The organism is Streptomyces sp. NPDC002088, from assembly GCF_040296605.1.
In the GTDB taxonomy this organism is placed as follows: Bacteria; Actinomycetota; Actinomycetes; order Streptomycetales; family Streptomycetaceae; genus Streptomyces.
The window spans coordinates 192,045-214,396 of sequence record NZ_JBEOXO010000017.1; the positions used below are offsets into that span (position 1 = coordinate 192,045).

23 protein-coding genes are annotated in these 22,352 nt (G+C 71.5%); 10 read left to right on the forward strand and 13 right to left on the reverse strand.

Going from position 1 to position 22,352, the window contains the following annotated elements; all coding sequences use genetic code 11:
• Positions 1-54: 54 nt before the first annotated feature.
• Genes ABT114_RS31430 through ABT114_RS31440 form a run of 3 tightly spaced genes read left to right on the forward strand, consistent with a single transcriptional unit; the run spans position 55 to position 2,372 of the window.
• Positions 55-1,077, forward strand: a complete 1,023-nt coding sequence (locus tag ABT114_RS31430) for a ketopantoate reductase family protein (RefSeq protein ID WP_351146276.1) — start codon at positions 55-57, stop codon at positions 1,075-1,077.
• A 25-nt stretch (positions 1,078-1,102) separates the two neighbouring features.
• A complete protein-coding gene (locus ABT114_RS31435) occupies positions 1,103-1,699 on the forward strand; it encodes a TIGR03086 family metal-binding protein (RefSeq protein ID WP_351146277.1) in 597 nt (198 codons plus the stop codon).
• 55 nt (positions 1,700-1,754) lie between these two features.
• Entirely contained in the window at positions 1,755-2,372 is a 618-nt protein-coding gene (locus ABT114_RS31440) for a mycothiol-dependent nitroreductase Rv2466c family protein (protein ID WP_351146278.1), read from the forward strand.
• Between the two features lie 45 nt (positions 2,373-2,417).
• Here ABT114_RS31440 and ABT114_RS31445 read toward each other — a convergent pair whose 3' ends face one another.
• Positions 2,418-4,433: a histidine kinase gene (locus ABT114_RS31445; protein ID WP_351146279.1), complete on the reverse strand. Its 2,016-nt coding sequence runs from the start codon at positions 4,431-4,433 to the stop codon at positions 2,418-2,420.
• The gene (locus ABT114_RS31450; RefSeq protein ID WP_351146280.1) at positions 4,430-5,110 is read right to left on the reverse strand and encodes a response regulator; all 681 of its coding nucleotides are present in this window, start codon (positions 5,108-5,110) and stop codon (positions 4,430-4,432) included. Before ABT114_RS31450 ends, ABT114_RS31445 begins: the two co-directional genes overlap by 4 nt.
• Before the next feature lie 177 nt (positions 5,111-5,287).
• On the opposite strand from ABT114_RS31450, the gene ABT114_RS31455 reads away from it, so the two are divergent.
• A complete protein-coding gene (locus ABT114_RS31455) occupies positions 5,288-5,692 on the forward strand; it encodes a hypothetical protein (RefSeq protein ID WP_351146281.1) in 405 nt (134 codons plus the stop codon).
• A gap of 223 nt (positions 5,693-5,915) precedes the next feature.
• Here ABT114_RS31455 and ABT114_RS31460 read toward each other — a convergent pair whose 3' ends face one another.
• Complete coding sequence (locus ABT114_RS31460; protein WP_351146282.1) at positions 5,916-7,256, reverse strand: MFS transporter; 1,341 nt, start codon at positions 7,254-7,256, stop codon at positions 5,916-5,918.
• Positions 7,257-7,312: 56 nt separating this feature from the next.
• On the opposite strand from ABT114_RS31460, the gene ABT114_RS31465 reads away from it, so the two are divergent.
• Together ABT114_RS31465 and ABT114_RS31470 are read left to right on the forward strand one after the other, a co-directional pair.
• On the forward strand, positions 7,313-8,296 hold the full coding sequence (locus ABT114_RS31465; RefSeq protein ID WP_351146283.1) for an ArsR/SmtB family transcription factor: 984 nt from the start codon (positions 7,313-7,315) through the stop codon (positions 8,294-8,296).
• 165 nt (positions 8,297-8,461) lie between these two features.
• Positions 8,462-8,740 carry a hypothetical protein gene (locus ABT114_RS31470; RefSeq protein ID WP_351146284.1) on the forward strand — a complete coding sequence of 93 codons (279 nt, stop codon included), beginning with the start codon at positions 8,462-8,464 and terminating at the stop codon, positions 8,738-8,740.
• A gap of 130 nt (positions 8,741-8,870) precedes the next feature.
• On the opposite strand, the gene ABT114_RS31475 is transcribed toward ABT114_RS31470, so the two are convergent.
• The 3 genes from ABT114_RS31475 to ABT114_RS31485 all read right to left on the reverse strand — a co-directional run bounded on the left by ABT114_RS31475 (position 8,871) and on the right by ABT114_RS31485 (position 11,930).
• A complete protein-coding gene (locus ABT114_RS31475) occupies positions 8,871-9,470 on the reverse strand; it encodes a recombinase family protein (protein ID WP_351146285.1) in 600 nt (199 codons plus the stop codon).
• Positions 9,471-9,660: 190 nt separating this feature from the next.
• Positions 9,661-11,217: a sensor histidine kinase gene (locus ABT114_RS31480; protein ID WP_351146286.1), complete on the reverse strand. Its 1,557-nt coding sequence runs from the start codon at positions 11,215-11,217 to the stop codon at positions 9,661-9,663.
• Positions 11,214-11,930 (reverse strand): response regulator transcription factor, encoded by a 717-nt coding sequence (locus ABT114_RS31485; RefSeq protein WP_351146287.1) that lies wholly within the window; start codon positions 11,928-11,930, stop codon positions 11,214-11,216. Before ABT114_RS31485 ends, ABT114_RS31480 begins: the two co-directional genes overlap by 4 nt.
• 322 nt (positions 11,931-12,252) lie before the next feature.
• On the opposite strand from ABT114_RS31485, the gene ABT114_RS31490 reads away from it, so the two are divergent.
• From ABT114_RS31490 to ABT114_RS31505, 4 genes are read left to right on the forward strand one after another with little or no spacing between them, the layout of a single operon-like run.
• Positions 12,253-12,753, forward strand: coding sequence for a hypothetical protein (locus ABT114_RS31490; protein WP_351146288.1), 501 nt, complete (start codon positions 12,253-12,255; stop codon positions 12,751-12,753).
• Positions 12,750-14,003, forward strand: coding sequence for a peptidoglycan-binding protein (locus tag ABT114_RS31495; RefSeq protein WP_351146289.1), 1,254 nt, complete (start codon positions 12,750-12,752; stop codon positions 14,001-14,003). The genes ABT114_RS31490 and ABT114_RS31495 overlap by 4 nt, the downstream gene beginning before the upstream one ends.
• Positions 14,000-14,692, forward strand: a complete 693-nt coding sequence (locus tag ABT114_RS31500; protein WP_351146290.1) for an ABC transporter ATP-binding protein — start codon at positions 14,000-14,002, stop codon at positions 14,690-14,692. The genes ABT114_RS31495 and ABT114_RS31500 overlap by 4 nt, the downstream gene beginning before the upstream one ends.
• A complete protein-coding gene (locus tag ABT114_RS31505) occupies positions 14,689-15,900 on the forward strand; it encodes an ABC transporter permease (protein WP_351146291.1) in 1,212 nt (403 codons plus the stop codon). The genes ABT114_RS31500 and ABT114_RS31505 overlap by 4 nt, the downstream gene beginning before the upstream one ends.
• A gap of 60 nt (positions 15,901-15,960) precedes the next feature.
• On the opposite strand, the gene ABT114_RS31510 is transcribed toward ABT114_RS31505, so the two are convergent.
• The 7 genes from ABT114_RS31510 to cysD all read right to left on the reverse strand — a co-directional run.
• Positions 15,961-16,539 (reverse strand): Tn3 family transposase, encoded by a 579-nt coding sequence (locus ABT114_RS31510; protein WP_351146292.1) that lies wholly within the window; start codon positions 16,537-16,539, stop codon positions 15,961-15,963.
• 183 nt (positions 16,540-16,722) lie between these two features.
• Complete coding sequence (locus tag ABT114_RS31515) at positions 16,723-17,463, reverse strand: sirohydrochlorin chelatase (RefSeq protein WP_351146293.1); 741 nt, start codon at positions 17,461-17,463, stop codon at positions 16,723-16,725.
• A gap of 6 nt (positions 17,464-17,469) precedes the next feature.
• Positions 17,470-18,348, reverse strand: a complete 879-nt coding sequence (locus tag ABT114_RS31520) for an ABC transporter permease (protein ID WP_351146294.1) — start codon at positions 18,346-18,348, stop codon at positions 17,470-17,472.
• Positions 18,335-19,120, reverse strand: a complete 786-nt coding sequence (locus ABT114_RS31525; RefSeq protein ID WP_351146295.1) for an ABC transporter ATP-binding protein — start codon at positions 19,118-19,120, stop codon at positions 18,335-18,337. Before ABT114_RS31525 ends, ABT114_RS31520 begins: the two co-directional genes overlap by 14 nt.
• 34 nt (positions 19,121-19,154) lie before the next feature.
• Positions 19,155-20,267, reverse strand: a complete 1,113-nt coding sequence (locus ABT114_RS31530) for an aliphatic sulfonate ABC transporter substrate-binding protein (RefSeq protein ID WP_351146296.1) — start codon at positions 20,265-20,267, stop codon at positions 19,155-19,157.
• Positions 20,268-20,499: 232 nt separating this feature from the next.
• A complete protein-coding gene (locus tag ABT114_RS31535) occupies positions 20,500-21,834 on the reverse strand; it encodes a sulfate adenylyltransferase subunit 1 (RefSeq protein ID WP_351146297.1) in 1,335 nt (444 codons plus the stop codon).
• Positions 21,835-21,836: 2 nt separating this feature from the next.
• The coding region (cysD, locus tag ABT114_RS31540; RefSeq protein WP_351146298.1) for a sulfate adenylyltransferase subunit CysD at positions 21,837-22,352 on the reverse strand (516 nt) is incomplete at its 5' end.

A 22,352-nucleotide genomic window follows, 5' to 3' on the forward strand; every position in this document is an offset into this window, starting at 1 on the left:
CAACCAGCGCAGCCGGCTTGATGGAGTTGCCCATGACTGTGCGAGGCTCGTCCCATGCGCTACATCATCATCGGAGCAGGGGCGGTCGGCGGTGTCGTCGGTGGACGGCTGGCGGGGGCGGGGCACGAGGTCGTGCTGGTCGCGCGGGGCGCGCACCACGCGGCGCTCAGGGACGGCGGGCTGCGGCTGCGGGTGCCGGAGGGCGAGCTGACGTACCGGCTGCCCGTGGTCGACGGTCCGGGCCCGCTCGGCGAACTCCGCGCCGACGACGTGCTGGTCCTGGCCGTCAAGACCCAGGACAGCGAGGCGGCACTCCAGACCTGGGGCCCGGCTCCGGTCGCCGGTGGCGGTACGGCCGCCGAGCGACTGCCGCTGGTGTGCGCACAGAACGGCGTGGAGAGCCAGCGCCTCGCCCTGCGCCGCTTCCGGCGGGTGTACGGCGTCTGCGTCTGGCTGCCGTCCACGTACGTCGAGCCCGGCGTCGTCTCCGCCGCCGGCAGCCCCCTCACCGGCATCCTGCACCTCGGCCGCTACCCGCACGGCACCGACGTCACCGCCCGGGCGATCGCCGCCGACCTGGAGAAGTCGGGCTTCGAGGCGCCGCTCCCGCCGGACGTACGGCGCTGGCAGTACGCCAAACTGCTGAGCAACCTCGGCAACGCCATCGAGGCCGTCAGCGGACCCGTGGACAGCGACGAGGCCGAGGCCTTGTTCGCGAGGGTGCGCGCCGAGGGCGAGGCGGTGCTCGACGCCGCCGGGATCGCGTACGTCGGCCCCGAGGAGCAGCGGGAGGCCCGCGGCGACAAGGTGGCCCTGGTGCCGCTGGAGGGCGCCCCGCGCGGTGGGGGCTCCTCCTGGCAGTCCCTCGTCCGTGGCACCGGCACCATCGAGGCCGACCACCTCAACGGCGAGATCGTGCTCCTCGGCCGGCTGCACGGCATACCGACTCCGCTGAACGAGCTGCTCCAGCGCCTGGCCAACCGGTTCGCGCGGGAGCGGCGGGCCGCCGGTTCGATGCCGGTCGGCGAGCTCGTGCGGCTGGCGGACGACGCTGTCGCGTTTGTTCAAGAGGCCTGAGCGCGGTCTGTCTAGCGTGAGGCGCATGACGTACGACGACCTGCACCCGTACCTGACCGAATGTGCCGCCGAGGCGGCACGCGTCGCGCGCGGCGTCCCGGCGGACCGGCTCACCGACCCGACCCACTGCCCCGACTGGGACGTCCGTGCCCTGGTCAACCACTGGGTCCTCTACACCTCCCACGGTCTCGAGCACCGCGCCCTGCGCAAGCAGCTCCCCGAGGAGCTCACCGCGCGCGACTTCACCGCCGAGCCCGACTGGGCCGAGGCGTACGCCGCCCAGCTGGACCGTGCCGTCGCCGCCTGGGCGGACCCGGCGGTGTGGGAGGGCGAGGTCGACCTGGGGATGGCGAAGATGCCCGCCGTCGAGATCGCCTCGATGATCATCAAGGAGACGGCGGTGCACGGCTGGGACGTCGCCACCGCCACCGGCCAAGAGTTCCACGTCTCGGACGGCGCCGCCCGGCTCGTCCTCGACGTGGTCGAGAAGCACGGCGACATCTACCGGCAGTACGACGGCTTCGCCGACCCGGTGCCCGTGCCGGAGGACGCGCCCGTGTTCGAGCGGGCCCTGGCGGCCAGCGGACGGGATCCGCGTCAGCGCGCGCAAGTGGACCACTGAAAGACTGTCTGATTGGACCGGGACCCGGTACCAATCAGCCGCTGGCGTCGCCGGTATGACCCACACCTCGCCCACCCGCGTCGACCTGTACTTCGACCCCGCCTGCCCGTTCGCCTGGATCACCTCCCGCTGGCTGCTGGAGGTGGAGCGACAGCGGTCGCTCGACCTCCGCTTCCGGGTGATGAGCCTGTACCTGCACAACGTCGGCAACGAACTCCCCGACTGGTACCGGGAGTTGGTGGACAGGTCGATCGGCCCGGTGCGGGTGGCCGTGGCCGCCGCCGAACGACACGGCGAGAAGGTGCTGCGCGACCTCTACACCGCGTTCGGCACCCGGATCCACGAGCGCCGGGCCGAGGACTTCGACGCGGTGATCGCCGAGTCCCTCGCCGAACTGGGCCTCCCGGCCGACCTCGCCGCCGCCGCGCACGACCCGGCGTACGACGCGGCCGTCCGCCGCAGCCACGAGGCCGGCGCCGAACCGGACTCCGGCGGCTATGTGGGGACGCCCACCATCCATGTTGACGGGACGGTGTGGTTCGGGCCGGTACTGCGGGCCGTGCCGCGGGGTGCCAGGGCCGCCGAACTCTTCGACGGCTTCCGCGCGCTGGCCACCGAGCCCGACTTCTTCGAACTCAAGCGGACCCGCACGGGAGGGCTGTCCTTCGGCTAGCGGGGCAGCGTGGGACGGCGGGGCAGCGTGGGACGGCGGGACCGGTCAGACGGGGATCGTCAGGGGCAGGTCGGCCGTCACCGTCCCGCCCTCCGGTGTCGCCCGCAGGGTGAGCGTGCCGCCGATCTGCTCGACGCGCTCGTGCATGGAGCGGATGCCCACGCCGTGCGTCCACGGCGCGATGTGGCGGCCGGTGTCCGTGACCGTCACACGCAGGGACGCGGTGTCGGTCAGCTCCAGCGTGAGGGTGGCGGTCGCGGCGCCGGAGTGCCGGGCGACGTTGGTCACCGCCTCCACCGCCACCCGGTACGCGGCGACCTCGACGGCCGCCGGCAGCGGAGGCAGCACCTCAGGCGCGTCAACCGCAACCCGCAGAAGGCGGCCGTCAGGCGCTCGCAGCGGCGCGATGCGCTGGCGTACGGCGTCGACGAGGCCGAGTTCGTCGAGCGCCCCGGGACGCAGGCCGTAGACGATCCGGCGGATCTCGGTGATCGCGTCGCCGACGTCGGCGCGCAGCCCGCGCAGCATCTCCACGGCACGCTCCGGGTCTCCGCCGACGAGGTTGACGGCCGCGTCGGCGGTGTAGGCGATGCCGGTGAGGGTCGGGCCGAGACCGTCGTGCAGATCGCGGCGCATCCGACGACGCTCCTCCTCCAGCACGGTCACCACCCGGCCGCGGGACACCCGCAACTGCTCGCTCAGCCGCGCCGCGTGCAGTGCCTGGGCCAGCGGCGCCACCACCAGGTCGACCACCGCCGCGGCGGCCCGGGGCAGTCGCAGGTGCCCCGGCGGAAGCCACACCACGAGGTCGCCGACGTGCTCGCCACCCGCCCGCAGCGCGGTGAGCGTGGTGTGGCCGTCGTCCGCGCTCCCGACGGTCCCCGCGGTGGCGATGGTCGTGCCGTCCTGGCGCAGGGCGATCCCCGGCACCCCCAGCGTGGCGCGCAGGGTGTGCAGCCACAGCGGCGGCGGCGCCCCGGCGGTGAGGTCCGTGCCCAGCCGGGTCAGCGTCTCGACCGGGTCGGCCGACCTGCCGAACAGCATCTCGTCCATGCTCGCCTCGACCCGCAGCCGTACGGGCTGGTATCCGGCCGCGATCACGGCCGCCAGCAGCGCGGGCAGCCCCTTGCCCGGCCGGGTGCCCAGCGCCAGTTCCCACAGCGCCGCGACCCCCTCGTACACCGATGCGCTCAGCGCGAGCATGACGATGAGGACGGCGGCGCCGCGCATCACGGCCCGGACGTCGGCCCGGTGCGGCGCGACCGACGCCACCGTGATCGACAGCGGGAGGAGCAGCGACAGCGCACCCAGGGCGACGACCGTGGCGACGGGCCCCATCGGTACGGAGTTCTCCGCCGCGAAGAGCAGCATCCCGCCCAGAGTCGTCGCGGCGCCGCCCAGCACCAGCCACAGCACACGCCGCCGGTCGTCACCGGAGGTCACCTCGAACAGCACCCAGGTCCCGGCGCACATCGCGGTCCCGGCGGCGATGCCAGCCGCGACCAGCGCGGCCCGGCCACCCCACACCGACGCCGCCGCGCAGCCCGCCCCGGCGACGACGACGGCCGCTTCCGCCCAGCGCAGCAGCCGGGAGGCAGGCCGTACCTCGACGACGCGGAGGGCGGCCAGCGGCACGGTGACCGTCGAGGCGAGCACGGCCGGCACCACGGCGAACGAGTGGGCCCCGGCAGCGAGTACGAGCGGCGCGCCCAGCAGGGCCGCGGCGGAACCGGCCAGGAGGCGGGAGGCGGCCTGGCCCCCGCGCCGGACGTCCGCGGGGCGGGACGACAGCCGGGCGTTAACCGCGCCGGACGACGGCCGGGCGGTCACCGTGCCGGACGACGGCCGGGCGTTAACCGTGCCGGACGACCTCCGGGCGGTCACCGTGCCGGACGACGCTGCCAGGCCGCCGCCGGCCATCACCGCCCAGATCACCCACTGGTCGGACGACGACGGCGGGGCGAACCACAGGGACGCGGACGCCGACACGGCGAGCAGCGCGAGACCGGTCCACAGTGCGAGACCGGCCCACAGAGCGACCGGACGGCGGCGCCCGCTCACGTGCCGCCGGCGGCCGGTGCGTCGCCGCCCAGGCCTTGCTGCCGGGCCAGGATGACGGCCTCGGTCCGGCCGTTCACCCGCAGCTTGGTGAAGATGACGGACAGGTGGTTCGCGACGGTCTTGGCGGCCAGGGCCAGTTCGGCCGCGACCCTCGAATTGCTGTGCCCCCGCGCGACCAGGTCCAGCACCTCACGCTCCCGAGCGGTCAACTCCGGGAAGGGCAGGGCGGGTTCTGGCGTCGGGTCCAGACGTCCGAGCAGCCTCGCCGCGGCACCGGGGCCCATGACGAACTGCCCCGCCGCCACCGAACGCAGGGTGGTGAGGATCTCCTCCTGCTCCGCTCCCTTGAGCAGATAGCCGCGGGCGCCGGCCCGCATCGCGGACACCACCGTCGCGTCGTCCTCGAACATCGTCACCACGAGCACCGCCACGCCGGGCAGCAGCGTGGCCAGCCGCCGGGTCGCCTCGACCCCGTCCATGGCCGGCATTTGGATGTCCATCACAACGACGTCGGGCCGGCTCAACTGGGCTTCGCGCAGCGCCTCTTCACCGGTGGCCGCCTCCGCGACCACTTCCACGCCGTCCAGCGAGCTCAGCAGAGCGCTCATGCCCCGCCGTACGACGGGATGGTCGTCGGCGATGAGGACCCGGATCGGGCGGGCGACAGGGGAGGTCATGTCCCGATGATGGCGGAGATCCGCCGGTGCGGGGAGGGCGCTGGTTCCCCCCGGCCCGGGAACTCCTCCGGGGTGAACAGGACGAACAGGCGATGCGCGGTACGGGGTGTCTCCCCGATGCTCGGTTCACCGGGTCGCCGCAGCGGCGGCCGCCAAGTCCCGTACGGGGGAAACGACATGAGTGCGAAGGAAGCGGTGAGCTCGCTCACCCGCAAGAACAAGGTGGGCCTGGCGCTCGCCGGGGTGCTCGGGCTGGTCGACACGATGAACTTCCTCGACATCCCGGCGGGCGACTCGGACACCGCGGGGCCGCCGACGGCCGTGCTGTTCGCCGACGGTGTCCTCGGCCTGATCACGGTGGTCGCCGTTCTCTACGCCTGGCGCACCGCCAACCGGACCGGCTCCCGGGTCGTCGCGGGTTCCCGGATCCTCTCGGCGATCACCGCCCTCCCCGCGCTGTTCGTCAGCGGGGTCGCGGCATGGGTGGTGGCCCTGGTCGCGGTCTTCGTGGTGCTCACCGTCGTCGTCACCGCGCTGGTCCTGTCCCGGCCGGCACCGGCACCGGACGTGGTCACGGGGTGACGGGCGCGGCTCCGGCATCCGGGACCACGGGGGAGTGGCGGATGCCGGAGCCGGGCAGGTGCCGGGGCCGCGGCCGAAGCGGGTCGACCTCATGCGGGTCCGAGCCGGAGCCGCAGCCGGAGGGGGATCCGCGGGCACAGCCCCGCGGCCGCGGAGGGAGCGGCGGGCGCGAGCAGGATCAGCCGGGCAGGACGAAGGGGCGCGGGCCGAGCCGGCCGCCCCGTCAGACGCCCTCGCCCCGCCAGTCCCCGTCCCGCTGGGCCCACCGCACCGCCGGAGCCACCGCCACGCCCACCACCGCGAACAGCACGCCCAGCACCGCCCACCCCGCCGCGCCGTGCTGGATCGCGGTCACCGTCACGAGCGCCGGGCCCGCCATCATGCCGGCGGACATGCCCGCGCCGAAGACGCCCTGGTACACGCCGTGGGCGCGGGCGTCGGCGAGTGCGTAGCCGAGGGTCCAGCCGCCGGACGCGGACAGCACCTCGGCGAAGACCTGCACCACCGCGCCGGCGGTCAGCGCGAGCACCGCCCACACGGGGGAGAGGCCCGCGGAGAGCGCGTACACCGCGCAGGCCGCGGCGAGCAGCAGGCCCGCCCAGCCCATCGCCCGTACCGCACTGTGGACTTGGGAGGCGCGGCGGGCCACCCGCACCTGGAGCAGCGCGACCAGCACACAGTTCACGATCATCAGCAGGGCGGCCGTCCAGCGGGGCGCCTCGGTCCGCTCCACGATCCACAGCGGCAGACCGACCTCGGAGAGCGTGTACTGCACGACCAGTGCGGAGTTCAGCACGGTCACCGCCAGGAACGGCAGGTCCCGTACTGCGCGCCAGCGGTCGGCCGCCGGAGCGTCGGCCGCGACCGGCACGCGGTCGATCGCGTGCGCGGCCAACGGCAGCCGGCGAACCATCAGCGCGGGCACCGCGAACGACAGCGCGTTCACCAGAATGACCGTCATGTACGCGCCACGTGTGTCGAGTTGGAGGGCGATCGCTCCGAACACACCGCCCACGCCCATACCCACGTTCGTGACCATCCGAAGGTACGCCCGTGCCTCCACCCGGGTCGCCGCGGGCAGCACGTCCGCGTACAGCGCGCCCTGCACGCCACGGCTCGCCATCTGCAGCCCGGTCGCGCAGACCACCGCGAGGAGGAAACCGACGTACGAGTGCACCAGGACGTAGGCGGCCGTCGCGAATCCGGTGCCGCCCCACAGCAGCGACCCCACGCGCCGGGCGCCCCACCTGTCGGCGGCCCGTCCGGCGGGAATCCCGGCCGCCACGCCGACCAGCCCCGCGACGGTCATGCCGAGCCCGACCGAGGTCGCATCCAGACCGACGATGCGTGTGAAGTACAGGGCACCGAGCGGGAAGTAGAGGCCGTTGCCGAGGGAGTTGAAGGCGGTCAGCACCGTGGCCCGGCGCAGGACGGGGTCGGCGGGCAGCAGCCCGGCAGCTCGGGTGGCCGGCGCCGGCGCCGGCGCCGTACCAGCCGAACTGCCGGAGGGCGGGGAGTCGGACGCCGGTTCGGAGGTCGATTCAGAGGTCGGTGTCGTGGTCATGAAGACAGCCAACCCGGCCGTGTGTCCGTGCCGACAATGATTTAGCGTGGCGCTCAATGATTGAGTTCCGGTTCGCCGTCGGCGACCTCGCCACCACCTCCTTCGCGTACTCCCCGCTCCAGGAGGCGGTGTTCTCGCTGCGCTGTCTGCACGACCCGGCGCGCTATCCGCACCACCGGCCGTGGCTGCGCCGCATCCGCCCGCGCCTGGAGACGCTCGACCGCGAGCTGCTCACCGCGGTCGTAGCCCCCTGGCTGTGGGTACCGGATTTCCTCACCCCGCGCCCCGCCCGCGCCCGGCCCGTCGTCGCCGACGAGCTGAACGTGGTCCGCGCCACCCCGCCGGACGTCGTCGTCGCCGACATCCGTGCCACCTACCGGACCCGGGAGGCGCTCCCGGCCGTCCTCGCGCGGGGCCTCGCCGAGCCCGTCGCGCTCCTCGCCCGGCTCGCGGACGCGATCGACGCCTACTGGCACACCTGCCTCGCCGACGACTGGTGGCCACGCGTGCAGAGCATCCTGGAGGCCGATCTCGCCTACCGGGGACGCGTGCTGGCGGAGCAGGGCGCAGGTGTGCTGTTCTCGGGACTCGACCCGCGCCTCACCTGGACCGGCTCCTGCCTGCGACTGTCCGAGGTGGCGCCCATGGCACCCTGGCCCGAGGCCGCCGTCGGCATCGCCGGGCGCGGACTGGTGCTGCTGCCGACGCTGTTCGCCCGCGGCGCCCAGCCCCTGATCGACCCGTCCCGGCCGCCGGAGCTCATCTATCCGGCCCGCGGCCGCGCCACCCTCTCCGAGGAACCGCCCCCGGTCACCGCCGACGCCCTGGTACGCCTCCTGGGCCGCCCCCGGGCCCGCCTGCTGCAACTCCTGGCGGAACCCGCCTCGACCACCGAACTGGCCCACCGCCTGACCGTCACCCCCGGCGCGGTCAGCCAGCACCTGGCCGTCCTCTACGACGCGGGCCTCCTCAGCCGCACCCGCAACGGCCGGATCGTCCGCTATGCGCGCACCCGGCTCGGCGACGAGCTGTGCCGCTAGGACCTGTCCGGCGGATCACGCCGCAGACGCGGGGGCCGGCGCGCACTCCCCCGGAGGGGGACCCCTGCTGCGTGGTCGTCACTCGCCGACTCCCCCACGCTCGCCTTCGCGAAATTTCCTTGGGGCGCACGCTCGAAAGTGAGACTGCCGACCAGGGGAGGGGCCATGACGATCACAGCCCTCGACGAGACACTGCGAGTACGCGAGATCCTGTGCGTCCTCGCAGGACAAGAGCGGAGTCGAGCGCAGCAACGAGGAACCCGGTACACCTGCCGCGAACGCGGCTGTGTCGTGATCAGCAAGGCGGAGGTCGACAAGATCCTCACTGCCGAGATCATCGGCTACCTCGTACAGCCCGAGGTCTACCGTGCGGTGATCCCCGAGAACGGGGCGCCGAGCTGGAACAGGTGCGCGCCCAACTGTCTGTCAAACGTGAGTAGTTGAAGGAGGGGTCCCCGTAGTAATCGCCGAAAAACCAACGGATATCCCTGGCCTGCGGTGATGTGACTACGCCTGATGGTCAGCCTTCCTGTCGCGGTGCCGTTAACGAACGGCGAACCAGGTCCCAAGTAGTTCAGCGTGACGCCGGGGCTGCGGTTCCCCGGCTGGGCGCCTGCTGGGGAAGAGCCTTGTCGAGGTGGCGGTAGATGGTGGGGCGGGTGACGCCGAATTCGTCGGCGATCTGCTGGACGGTGTAGTCGCCGGAGTCGTACATCTTCCGGGCGAGAGCGACCTGGCGGGGGCCAAACTTGGGTTTCTGCCCTCCGGTGCGGCCGCGGGCGCGGGCGGCGGCGAGGCCGTCCATGGTGCGCTCGGACATCAGGGCGTGCTCGAACTCGGCGATGGCGCCGAGGATCTGGAAGAACATCCGGCCGACGGCGGTGGAGGCGTCGATGCCCTGGTCGAGCACGACGAGGTCGACGCCGCGCTGCTGCAGGTGCTTGGACAGCTCGATGAGGTTCTCCAGCGAGCGGCCGAGCCGGTCGAGTTTGGTGACCACGATCTGGTCGCCTTCGCGGGCGACGAGGAGGGCCTTGTCGAGTTCGAGCCGGCGGGCGAGCTTGCCGGACGCTCTGTCGGTGAATACCTTCTCGCAGCCGGCCGCGCTGAGCGCGTCTTGCTGGGCCTCCGGGTGTTGATCGCGTGTGCTGACCCTCGCCACTCCGATCCTCATGGCACGGGACTGCATCGCAAAGGGGGTTGTGCGTTGCGTAGGCGCGTACACGAGTTGCGTTACAGCCCCGTCCTGCGGGAACGCGATCACCGCGAGAGTGTCTCGCGAACGTTCGTTTCCGGACATCACGTCAACGATGATCCCCGCCGCCCGGAAAGCCGCGGCGCTTCGCACCGACTCGTACGGTTCATCATATGTTGGGAGCTCGATCATCAGTGGCGGCATGGGGCTTGTTCGGGTCGTCGGGCATCTCGCGAAGCTCGTTCGCAGGTGGGCCGGCATCCGCGAGCGGCAGGGTGATGCGGAACGTCGCCCCTGCCCCGGGCGGACTGTGCACGCTCACCGTGCCTTGGTGGGCGGCGGCCAGCGAGGTCACGATGGCGAGTCCGAGCCCGGAGCCGCCGGTGCGGCGCGTTCGTGAGGTGTCGGTGCGGTAGAACCGCTCGAAGACGCGCTCTGCCTGTTCCGGGGTGAGGCCGGGGCCGTGGTCCACGACGTCCAGCACCAGCGCGGGTGCCTCGTCGAGTCGACCGGGCCCGAGCCTGATCACCACGGGTGTGCCGGGTGGGGTGTGGGTGAGGGCGTTGCTGGTCAGATTCGACAGCACCTGGCGCAGCCGGAGTTCGTCGCCGGTGACGACGTAGTCCGCACGGTCGTCGGCCGCGAGCCGGATTTCACGCTCGGGGGCGAGCAGTCGGGCATCGCGTGCCGCGTCGACGGCCAGTGCGAGCACATCGACTGGATTCCGCTCCAACGGACGCTGCTGGTCCAGCCGGGCGAGCAGCAGCAGATCCTCCACCAGCCTGCTCATCCGGGTGGCTTCCGTGCCCACGGTGGACAGGATCCGCTCGAGATCGGCGCGATCCCGGCGGGGCCCGTGGTGGGCGTATTCCGCCCAGGCACGGATGACCGACAGCGGCGTGCGCAGCTCGTGTCCGGCGTCGGAGACAAATCTACGCATCCGCTCCTCCGACCGCCGGGCCGACGACTCCGACTCGGCCCGAGCCAGGAACGCCCCCTCGATCTGGGTGAGCATGCCGTTGAGCGCGCGGCCGAGGCGGCCCAGCTCGGTCTGCGGTGGATGTTCCGGCACCCGCTGGGACAGGTCACCTGCGGCGATGGCCGCTGCCGTCTTCTCCACTTTGATCAGCGGGCGCAGGCTCGCCCGCACGATCACGATGCTGATGATGGACAGGAGGAACAGGCCGAGTGCGCCCACGGTCAGGTCGATCCTGACCAGCCGGGAGATCGTGCCGTTCAGCTCGTCGAGGTCCATCGCGATCACGAGCCACCCTGACGTGTCCGTCAGCGGCCGTATCAGGATGCGCCAGATGCCGCCACCTGCACGCGCCGGCACGGTCACCGGGTGACCCGCGTGCTCGTCGAGCCAAGCCGCGTCCTGGGGGACCTGGGGACCAGTCGCCGGATCCGGCGGCTCGCGGCCGTCTTTCACCGGCTTCCCGTCAGCGTCGTACTGCTGGATCCGGTAGACGGCTGAACCATCCACTGCCGGCGCGATGCCAGGCATCCCGCCCGCCGGCTCCTCTTGCGCGTTCCCGCCGACCGGCGTAGCGGGGTACGTGGCGGCCACGGCGCTGAGCTGGGAGTCGGCCCGGGCGAGTAGCTGTCCGTGCAGGACCGTCACCCCGACCGCGCTGATGGCGGTGAGCGCCACGGCGACGAGCAGGAGGATGGCGGCGACCAGGCGGACTCGTAAGGACAGCCGCGCGAGAAGGCGTCGGATCACGAGGGCTGCCGCAGCACGTAGCCGATCCCGCGCAGGTTGTGGATCAGCCGGGCCTGCGGTTCGCCGATCTTGCGGCGCAACGCGTGGATGTACGTCTCCACGATCCCGCTGTCACCATGGAAGTCGTAGTTCCAGACGTGATCGAGGATCTGTGCCTTGGACAGGACCCGGCTGGGGTTGGTCATGAAGTAGCGCAGCAGTTTGAATTCGGTGGGTGTCAGGGTGATCCGCTCGCCGGATCGCCACACCTCGTACGTCTCCTGATCCAGTTCGAGATCGGCGAAGGTCAGCCGGGCGGCCGGGGCGGCGCCGGAGTCATGGTGCCGGCGCAGTACGGCGTGGATACGGGCGATCACCTCGTCGAGGCTGAACGGCTTGGTGATGTAGTCGTCGCCGCCGATGGTCAGGCCGCGGACCTTGTCCTCGGTGGCGTCCCTGGCGGTGAGGAACAGCACGGGCACGGGCACGCTCGCGCGCAGCCGGCGCAGGACCTCAAAGCCGTCCATGTCGGGCAGCATCACGTCGAGGACGACGGCGTCCGGGCGATGGCGCCGGGCCTCCGTCAGCGCCTCTTGCCCGGTCGTCGCGGTGGCCGTGTCGAACCCTGCATAGCGAAGGCTTCCGGCCAGCACCTCCAGGAGGTTCGGCTCGTCCTCGACCACCAGCAGCCGTGTCTTCGACGCCGGCCGGGGTCCGTGCCTCGCCTCGCTCATGTCTGCCCTGCCTCCGCACATTCGATCTGGCCGTGTCTCCATCTTGACCCGCCGGCCTGAGCGTCGTCTCAGGGCTTTCTCAGGAATCACTGAGTGCCGGCCGGCGGGGCTCTTCAGGAACCTCTGAGATTCGACTCAAGGCCCGCTGATTCTGCCCCTGCACGATCGCTGTTCGTATGACCGGTCGGCGCGACGGAGACCGACGGCGTCAGCGAGACGAGGAGCGGCAAGGATGCGACGAACACCAGGTCAGGTGAGAGTTTCACGGGACAGCTCGGCCGGAGCCGAGTCATCCAAGCGAAACTGGGTCAGGGCGCTGCCCTTGGTCCCGCTGCTGCTGTCGGGCGTGCTGCTGACGGCCTGCTCCGGCGGCGGGGACTCCGCCTCCGCCTCCGGCGCATCGCCCACCGGTGCCAAGGACAAGCAGCTGGCGTTCGCCAAGTGCATGCGCGAGAACGGCCTGCCGAAGTTCCCCGACCCGAACGACGACGGCGGTTCCGTGATCGGCAGGGATTCCGGCATCGAACCGAACTCGCCGGAATTCAAGAAGGCGCAGGAGGCCTGCAAGGACCTCGACCCGCAGGGCGAGAGCGGGCCGAACGGCGGCAAGCCGATCGACGCGGCGAAGGGCCGCGCGTGGGCGAACTGCATCCGCGACAACGGCGTGAAGGACTTCCCCGACCCCGATGCCGACACAGGGCAGGTAGACATGACAGGCGTCGGCACGGGCGGCGAAGATCCGAAGCTGGACAAAGCCTTTGAGACCTGCGAGGACAAACGTCCGGCCGGCATCACGATGAGGCAGAACGGCGGCGGCCAGTGACCAGGCCGGATTTCCCAGCGGGGCCCGCCGTCGCCCCGGAGCCGGGCGGTGCCGTCGTCGACCACAGCGACGGCGATGGCGTCCCGGCCGAGGCCGCCGGGCCGCCACGGCGCCGCCGGCACCCGGTGCGTACCTCGCTGATCGTCCTGGCCGCCATCGCGGTGGCAGCCGCGGGCGGGATCGCCGCCACCGGCGCACTCGGCGGCGACGGTGGGAACACCCCGGCGGCCGCCCCCTCGGGCCCCGCCCGCACCGCGGAGGTGGAGCAGACCACCCTGACCCGCAGCGAGACCGTGGCCGGCACCCTCGGCTACGGCGACGCGAGCTCCGTGCAGGCCGCCGGCGGCGGGAGCAGCGAGCCCGCGGGCGGCGACGCCAAGGGCAGCTCCGCGGGCGACGACTCCGGCGACGGCGCCGGGACGCTCACCTGGCTGCCCGGCGAGGGCGATGTGATCAAGCGCGGCGAAGCCGTCTACAGCGTGGACGAGGACAAGGTGCCACTGCTGTACGGCTCCACTCCGCTGTACCGCACCCTGGACGTCGGCGCCGAGGGCGCGGAGGTGAAGCTGCTGGAGAAGAATCTGGCCGCGCTGGGCTACACCGGCTTCACGGTGGACGAGGAGTACACCTCCGCCACCGCGGACGCCGTCAAGGCGTGGCAGGAGGACCTGGGCCGCGAGGAGACCGGCAAGGTGGCGCCCGGCGACGCGGTGGTGGCCTCCGGCGCCAAGCGCGTCGCCGAGGTGAAATCCGCCCGCGGCAACGCCGCCTCCGGCGAGGTCCTCACCTGGACCGGCACCCAGCGCCTCGTCACCGTCGACCTCGAGACGCAGTACGAGGACCTGGTCGAGGAAGGCACCAAGGCCACCGTCAAGCTTCCCGACGGCACCGAGGCCGACGCCGCCGTCACCCACGTCGGCAACGCCGCCACCGCCCAGCCCGCCGACAGCGGCGGCAGCAGCGGCACGACCACGCTGCCGGTCACGCTGTCGGTGAAAGACCAAAAGAAGCTCGGCCGCTACCAGGCCGCCCCGGTGGACGTGACCCTCGCCGCGGAGACCCGCAAGAACGTCCTGGCCGTGCCCGTCAACGCCCTCGTCGCCCGCAAGGGCGGCGGCTACGCCGTGCAGGCCGTCACCGCGAGCGGGGTGGAGTACCGACCCGTGAAACTCGGCCTGTTCGCGAACGGCATGGTCGAAATATCCGGCGACGGCATCACCAAGAACCTGAAGGTGGGGATCCCGCAGTGAGACCGCCCATAGTCGAGCTGGCCGGGCTCTCGAAGACCTATGGCGACGTGGCCGCCCTCGCCGACGCGGACCTCATGGTCCGGCGCGGAGAGATGCTGGCGATCGTCGGCCCGTCCGGCTCCGGAAAAACCACCATGCTCAACATCATGGGCACCCTGGCCCGCCCCACCTCCGGCACCGTCCGCATCGACGGCCACTTGGTGGACGATCTCTCTGACCGCGGACTGTCCGCGCTGCGCGCCGGCACCATCGGTTTCGTCTTCCAGTCCTTCCACCTGGCGTCCGGCGTCCCGGCGCTCGACGCGGTCGCGGACGGGATGCTCTACGGCGGTCGGCCGCTGCGCGAGCGCCGCCAGCTGGCGCGGCAGGCGCTGCGCCGCGTGGGACTGGGCCACCGGCTGTACAACGAGCCGCACCAGCTCTCCGGCGGCGAGAAGCAGCGCGTCGCCATCGCCCGGGCCGTTATGGGGGACCCGGCGCTGCTGCTCGCGGACGAGCCGACCGGCGCCCTGGACTCCCGCTCCGGCGCGGTGGTGATGGAGCTGCTGCACGAGCTGCAGCGGGCCGGCACGACGGTCGTCGTGATCACGCACGACCGGGACATCGCCGCCTCGCTGCCGCGCGAGGTGCGGATCAAGGACGGGCGCATCGAGCACGACGCAGCCGTGGCGGAACGGGTGGGCGCATGAGTACACAGACCCCGGCCCGCCCCAAGCCCGCCCGGCTCAGCCCGGCGGACGTGATCCGCACCGGCGGCTCGGGCCTGCGCTCGCGCCCGATGCGGGTCTTCCTCTCCGCCCTGGGCATCGCCATCGGCATCGCCGCGATGATCGGCGTGGTCGGCATCTCCACCTCCAGCACCGAGCAGCTCAACCGCAAGCTGGCCGCGCTCGGCACCAACCTGCTGACCGCGGCCCCCGGACAGTCCTTCTCCGGCAACGCGGCCCATCTGCCCGACGAGGCGGTGGACATGGTCAAGGCCATCGACGCTGTCACGTCGGTCTCGGCGATCGGCAAGACCGACGCGAAGGTCTACCGCAACGACCACATCCCGCAGGCGGAGACCGGCGGCATCGCGGTGTACGCCGCCCGCACCGACCTGCCCAAGACGGTCGGCGTGGAGCTCGCCGTCGGCCGCTGGCTCAACGCCGCCACCGCCCGCTACCCGGCGGTCGTCCTGGGCTCGACGGCGGCCGAGCGGCTCGGCGTGTACGAGGCAGGACCGGACGTGCAGGTGTGGCTGGGCGACCGCTGGTTCACCGTGGTCGGCGTGCTGGCCGCCAACGAACTCGCCCCCGAGCTCGACTCGGCCGCGCTGATCGGCTGGGCGGCCGCCGAGAAGGAGCTGGACTTCGACGGCTACGCCACGACGATCTACACCCGCGCCGACGAGGAGTCCGTCGCCGACGTCCAAGAGGTGCTCGGCGCCACCAGCAACCCGCAAAACCCCAACGAGGTGGACGTCTCCCGGCCCTCCGACGCCCTCGCGGCGAAGCAGGCCACCGACGACGCCCTTTCCGGGCTCCTGCTCGGCCTGGGCGCGGTGGCGCTGCTCGTCGGCGGCGTGGGGGTGGCAAACACCATGGTCATCTCGGTGCTGGAACGCCGTGCCGAGATCGGCCTGCGCCGCTCGCTCGGCGCGACCCGGGGCCAGATCCGCACCCAGTTCCTGTGCGAGTCGCTGCTGCTGTCCGCGCTCGGTGGCCTCGGCGGCGTCGCGCTGGGCATCGCGGTGACGGCCGGCTACGCCTCCTACCAGGGCTGGCCGACAGTGGTCCCGCCGTGGGCGATGGCAGGCGGCGTCGGAGCCACCCTGGTCATCGGCGGCCTGGCCGGCTTCTACCCCGCGGTACGCGCCGCCCGCCTCCCACCGACCGAGGCGCTGGCGGCCACCTGACGGCGCCCAGGCCGCGACGCCCCCGCTCGCCGCATCCCCCAGGTGGCGGGGGCGTCGCTCTTAGCGGCCCCCGAATAGCTGGCAGATCAATCTGAGCGCTCGACGGATGCCCCGACCAGGCCCGGCGAAGTACTTCTTCATCGCTCGCGCCGTGGTCGACTTGCCCTGCACCGGGAACCGCTGCCCGTCGGAGGAAGAGAGTGTGCCGCCGCCGAACACCTGGGTCAGTGGGAGGCGGTGGTGGTAGTTGACGATCGCCGCGTTCGCCGCGGCCAGGGTCTCCTCGCGGATGTACCACTCCTCGGTCCAGGCCAGGATGTCGTAGGAGATCCCGCACGCCTCGGCCATCCGCACCAACCCCAGATTCGTGGCATTAGCGATGAGCACAGCCAGCAGGTTGCGCTTGAGCTCGGCACTGCGCGACTGCTTCCCGCTGGCGTGCGTGAAACAGTCCAGGAAGCCGGTGCGACGGTCCAGCTCCACCAGCAGCGAGGCGATCGGGGCCAGCGGCAGCAGTTCGGAGAGCTCGTCGCGCAGGGCCTGTGCCTCGGCCGGGACGTCCTCGGCCGACAGCGGTGGGATGATCAGCTCCCCCTTGTCCGACAGCCGCACCTCCGGCCGGACGCAGGCGGCTCTCACGCAGAACCTGTCGACGGCGCACCCGCGCCGCCGAGCGGACCGGCTTCCACCAACTGCACGCCACCGAGGTCCACCCCCTCACCCCGAGGATCGGACCACCAGACGGCAACCGCACACGGCCACGCTGTGCCCGAAAAGCCCGGAAACCCCAGGCACACACAGAGTTCTAGAGACGCTCCGCCGTCAGGCACCCACAGCCGCGAGCGCCGGCATACGCGCCGCGTCGTACCGCTCCAGCAGCACCCGCGCCACCTCCGGAGCCGGACCCAGCACCTCGGCCAGCACGTCCGCCTCTGCCGCGCCCCGCGCGATGCGGTCCGGAAGGAAGCCGGGGGCCAGGACGTAGGGGGCGACGGCCACCCGCCGGCAGCCCAGTGCCCGAAGCTCCCGCACCGCGTCCTCGGTGCGGGGGAGGGATGCGGAGGCGAACGCAGGTCGCACGGCGCACCAACCGGTGTGCCGCCACTCCCGCGCGATGTCTGCGATCACTGCGATCGCCTCCGGGTCGGTGGACCCCGCCGAGGCCAGTACGACCCCGGTCGAGGACTTGTCGGCGGGCGTCAGCCCCGCCTCGTACAACCGCCGTTCCAGTGCGGAGAGCAGCAGCGGCGACGGGCCGAGAACCTCCGCCTGCCGGATCCGCAGCTGCGGCGGCGCGTCCCGCAGGACCGCCGGGATGTCCGCCTTCGCGTGGAAGGCGCGGGTCAGCAGCAACGGGAGCGCCACGACGTCACGGACGCCCTCCGCCGCCAGGGACTCCAACACCGCGTGCACCGACGGGATGTTGAAGTCCAGGAAGCACGTCTCCACGCGCAGCCCCGGCCGCAGCGACCGCACCCGCCGCACGAGGGCGTGGACGGTCGCCGCGTGCCGCGGGTCGCGGCTGCCGTGGGCGATGACGAGAAGAACGGGCTTCTTGTGCATGGGACTTCAGCTCTTCACCAGCAGACCGCGGCTGCGCAGCACCCACCGCTCCAGCGGGCTGAAGATCAGCAGGTCGATCGCGATGCCGACGAACAGGATGAGCAGGATGGCCTCGAACACCATGGCCATGTCGCTCGCGGTACGGGCGTTCTCCAGCAGCTGGCCGAGGCCCACGCCCAGGTCGGGGAAGCTGGCGATGATCTCCGCCGCCATCAGCGAGCGCCACGAGAACGCCCAGCCCTGCTTCAGGCCCGCCACATAGCCGGGCAGCGCGGCCGGCAGGGTGACGTGCCAGATGCCCTTGACGCCCGTCGCGCCCATCGTGCGTCCGGCGCGCAGGAACAGCGGCGGCACCTGGTCCACGCCGGACACCAGACCGTTGGCGATGGACGGGACCGCGCCGAGCAGGATCACCGCGTACATCATCGAGTTGTTCAGGCCCAGCCAGATCACGGCCGGCGGCACCCAGGCCACCGACGGCAGCGACTGGAGGCCGGACAGGATCGGGCCGATGGCTGCGCGCACGAACTTCACCCGTGCCACCAGCAGACCCAGCGGGGTGCCGATGAGCAGCGCGAAGAAGAAGCCCAGCAGACCGCGCGAGACGCTGGTCCAGATGTAGCCGAGCAGGTCGCCCTTGAGCCAGGCGTCCTGGAAGGCGCTCCCCACGGCGCCCGGCGAGGGCAGCTTGGTCGGGTCGTCGATGATCGGGTAGAGGATGTACCAGACCACGAGGACCACCGCGACGGCGGCGACCGGCGGCAGGATCTTGTTGACGAAGGTCTGCCGGAGGGTCGGACGGCCGGTGGCCGTGGTCTCCAGTGCGTCCAGGCCCGCCTCGACGCTCCCGGCGTCCTGGACCGGCGTCGTCTCAGTGCTGGCCATGACGGCGGATCTCCCCACGCAGTACATCGGTGATCTCAAGGGACAGTTCGGCGACGGGTGCGTCCTCGATGCGGCGCGGCTGCGGGATGTCGACCGTCCACTCGCGCGCGATCCGGCCCGGACGGGACGACAGCAGGATCACCCGCTGCGCGAGCCGTACCGCCTCGCGCACGTTGTGCGTGACGAACAGGACGGAGAGGCCGGTCTCCTCCCAGATACGGGTCAGCTCGTCGTGCAGCACGTCCCGCGTGATGGCGTCGAGCGCCGAGAACGGCTCGTCCATCAGCAGGAGGTTGCTCTCCTGCGCGAGCGCGCGGGCCAGTGCCGCGCGCTGGCGCATACCGCCCGACAGTTCATGGGCGCGCTTGCCGTACGCGCCCTTCAGCCGGACCAGTTCGAGCAGCTGCTCGGCCCTGCCGCGGCGGTCGTTCTTGGGAACTCCCCTGAGCTTCAGGGCGAGTTCGATGTTCTTGCCCGCGGTCAGCCACGGGAAGAGTGCGTGCTCCTGGAACATCAGGGCCGGGCGGCCGTCGGTCGTGATGGAGCCCGCGGTGGGCTTGTCCAGCCCCGCCACCAGGTTCAGCAGCGTGGACTTGCCGCAGCCCGAGGCCCCCAGGAGGGTGACGAACTCACCCGGCGCGACATCGATGCTGATGTCGTCCAGGACGAGCTGCTGCCCGCCCGGTGTCGCGAAGGACTTCGAGACATGCTCAAGGCGTGCCGCGTACTCGACCGACTCGGCGGCCTTGGCGAGAGTCGTGGTCGTGGCCATGGTCGTCACCTCCTGGGAACTCGTCGGGTCTGCGTCAGCTGGTGCCGAGACCGGCGGCGTCGACCGTGCTCACGCCCTCGGCCTTGAGGACCTTGTTGAGGATCGTCAGGTCGTAGATGCCATCGAGGTTCGGCTTCTCCAGCAGACCTGCCTTGACGGCGTGCTCCGCCTCGGCGTTGAGGGTGGAGGCCAGCGGGTCATCGGTGAACTTGATCGACGTCCAGGCCGGGTCCAGGACGTTCGTCGGGAGCGCCTTGCCGGAGTCCGTCTCCAGCTGCTTGTTCGCCGCCGCCTTGGCTTCGTCCGGGTTGGCGTTGATCCACTTGTTGGTCTCGACCGAGGCCTTCAGGACCGCCTCGACGGCCTTCGGGTGCTCCTTGAGGAAGTCCTGCCGCACGATGATGTTCGTGATCACGAACTTCTTGTCGGGCCACAGCGATGCCTCGTCGAGCAGCACCTTGCCACCCTCCGCGACCAGCTTGGACGCGGTCGGCTCCGGCACCCAGGCGCCGTCGATGGAACCGGACTTGTAGGCGTCCGGGGTGATCTTGTTGTCCGTGCGGACGACCGTGACGTCACCCTTGCCGCTCTGCGCGTCGACCTTCCAGCCCTGGTCGGCGGCCCAGTTGAGGAACGCCACGTCCTGCGTGTTGCCGAGCTGCGGGGTGGCGATCTTCTTGCCCTTGACGTCCTTCAGGGACTTGATCTTCTTCGGGTTGACGACCAGCTTCACGCCGCCCGACGCCGAACCGCCGATGATCTTCAGGCTCTTGCCGTCGGACTTGGTGTAGCCGTTGATCGCCGGGGAGGGGCCGATCCAACCGATGTCGATGGAGCCCGAGTTGAGGGCCTCGATCTCGGACGGACCGGCGTTGAAGATCGCGGGCTTGACCGTGGTGGCGCCGAGCTCCTTCTGGAAGAAGCCCTTCTGGACGCCCACGAGCGCAGTCGCGTGGGTCAGGTTGCCGAAGTAACCGATCTTGACGGAGTCAAGACCGTCGATCTTCGTGGACCCGGCGGCGACCTTCGCCTTCGAGGAGTCGTCGTCGGAGTCGGACCCGTAACCGCAGGCGGCGAGGGTGAGCAGGGGGAGAGCTGCGATCACGGCTATGCCGCGGCGAAGGAATGTTGAGCGGTTGACAGGCACGGGAGGCTTTCCTCTCGTTGGCCCGGCGGTCACGGTCTCTCAGGTCGTGGCCGGGAGGTCGGCAGGTCTACGTCGCTTCCGGGACGTCGGGTGGGGGGACGGGGCGCGCAAGCGGTGCGCGTACGTCATCGCGCACATCGCGCGACTCCGCCCTGCCCGCTGCCGAGGGCGCCGCTGCCGACACGGCCGCCCTCCTTCGCGAACGTCGAGTAGAAGTCCGTGGTCTTCATGCTCAGAAGTCCCAGCCGTCGTCTTCGGACGCGTCCTTGACCGGCTCCGGCGCGGCGAACGACTCGCCGACCATGCCCGCGGTGAGCGTGGTGCCGTCGCTCGGGTCGATCAGGATGAACGAGCCGGTGCGGCGCGAGTCGGCGTACGAGTCGACCGGCAGCGGCTCGGCGGTGCGGATCTTCACGCGGCCGATGTCGTTGGCGACGAGCTGTCCCGGGTGCGGGTGCAGGGACAGGTCGTCGAGCGTGAGACGGGCCGGGATGTCCTTGACGATCGCCTTGACCGTGCGGGTGCCGTGCTTGAGCAGCACGCGGTGCCCGACGGCCAGCGGCTGGTCGGCCACGTGGCAGACGGTCGCCTCGATGTCCTGCGTGGTGGGCGGCGCGTCCTTGCTCGGCACGATGAGGTCGCCGCGCGAGATGTCGATGTCGTCCTCCAGCAGGAGGGTCACCGACTGCGTCGTCCACGCCGCGTCGACCCGCTCGCCGAGCAGGTCGATGCCGGAGATCTTCGTCGAACGGCCCGAAGGCAGGACCGTGACCTGCTCGCCGACATGGAACGTACCGGCCGCGATCTGGCCCGCGTACCCCCGGTAGTCCGGGTGCTCGGCGGTCTGCGGCCGGATCACGTACTGCACGGGAAGGCGCGCGTGGCAGTGCGCCAGGTCGTGGCTGACCGGGACCGTCTCCAGGTGCTCCAGCACCGTCGGACCGCCGTACCAGTCCATGTTCGCGGACGGCTCCACCACGTTGTCCCCGGCCAGCGCCGAGATCGGGATCGTGGTGACCTCCGGGACGCCCAGCTCGGTCGCGTACGCCGTGAACTCCTCGGCGATTCCCGCGAACACGGACTCCTTGTACTCGACCAGGTCCATCTTGTTGACCGCCAGGACCACGTGCGGCACGCGCAGCAGCGCGGCGATCGCGGCGTGGCGGCGGGTCTGCTCGACGACGCCGTTGCGGGCGTCGACCAGGACCACCGTCAGCTCGGCCGTGGAGGCACCCGTCACCATGTTGCGGGTGTACTGCACGTGGCCGGGCGTGTCGGCGAGGATGAACCGCCTGCGCGGGGTCGCGAAGTAGCGGTACGCCACGTCGATCGTGATGCCCTGCTCGCGCTCGGCGCGCAGGCCGTCCGTCAGCAGCGCGAGGTCCGGCGCCTCCTGGCCCCGGCTCGCCGAGACGCGCTCCACGGCCTCCAGCTGGTCGGTGAGCACCGACTTGGAGTCGTGCAGCAGCCGGCCGACAAGGGTGGACTTGCCGTCGTCGACGGAGCCCGCGGTGGCGAACCGCAGCAGGGTGGTGGCCGAGAGTTCCTCGGTCGTGATGGTGCTCATGCTTAGAAGTACCCCTCGCGCTTGCGGTCTTCCATCGCGGCCTCGGACATCTTGTCGTCGGCGCGCGTGGCGCCGCGCTCGGTGAGCCGGGACGCGGCGATCTCGGTGATGACCTGGTCGAGGGTCATCGCGTCGGAGTCGACGGCGCCCGTGCAGGACATGTCACCGACCGTGCGGTAGCGCACCTGCCGCTTCTCGACGGTCTCGCCGTCCTTGGGGCCGCCCCACTCACCGGCGGTCAGCCACATCCCGCCCCGCTGGAACACCTCACGCTCGTGCGCGAAGTAGATCTGGGGGAGTTCGATGCCTTCGCGGGCGATGTACTGCCACACGTCCAGCTCGGTCCAGTTGGACAGCGGGAAGACGCGGACGTGCTCGCCGGGTGCGTGCCGGCCGTTGTAGAGGTTCCACAGCTCGGGCCGTTGGCGGCGCGGGTCCCACTGGGAGAACTCGTCGCGCAGCGAGAACACCCGTTCCTTGGCCCGGGCCTTCTCCTCGTCGCGGCGTCCGCCGCCGAA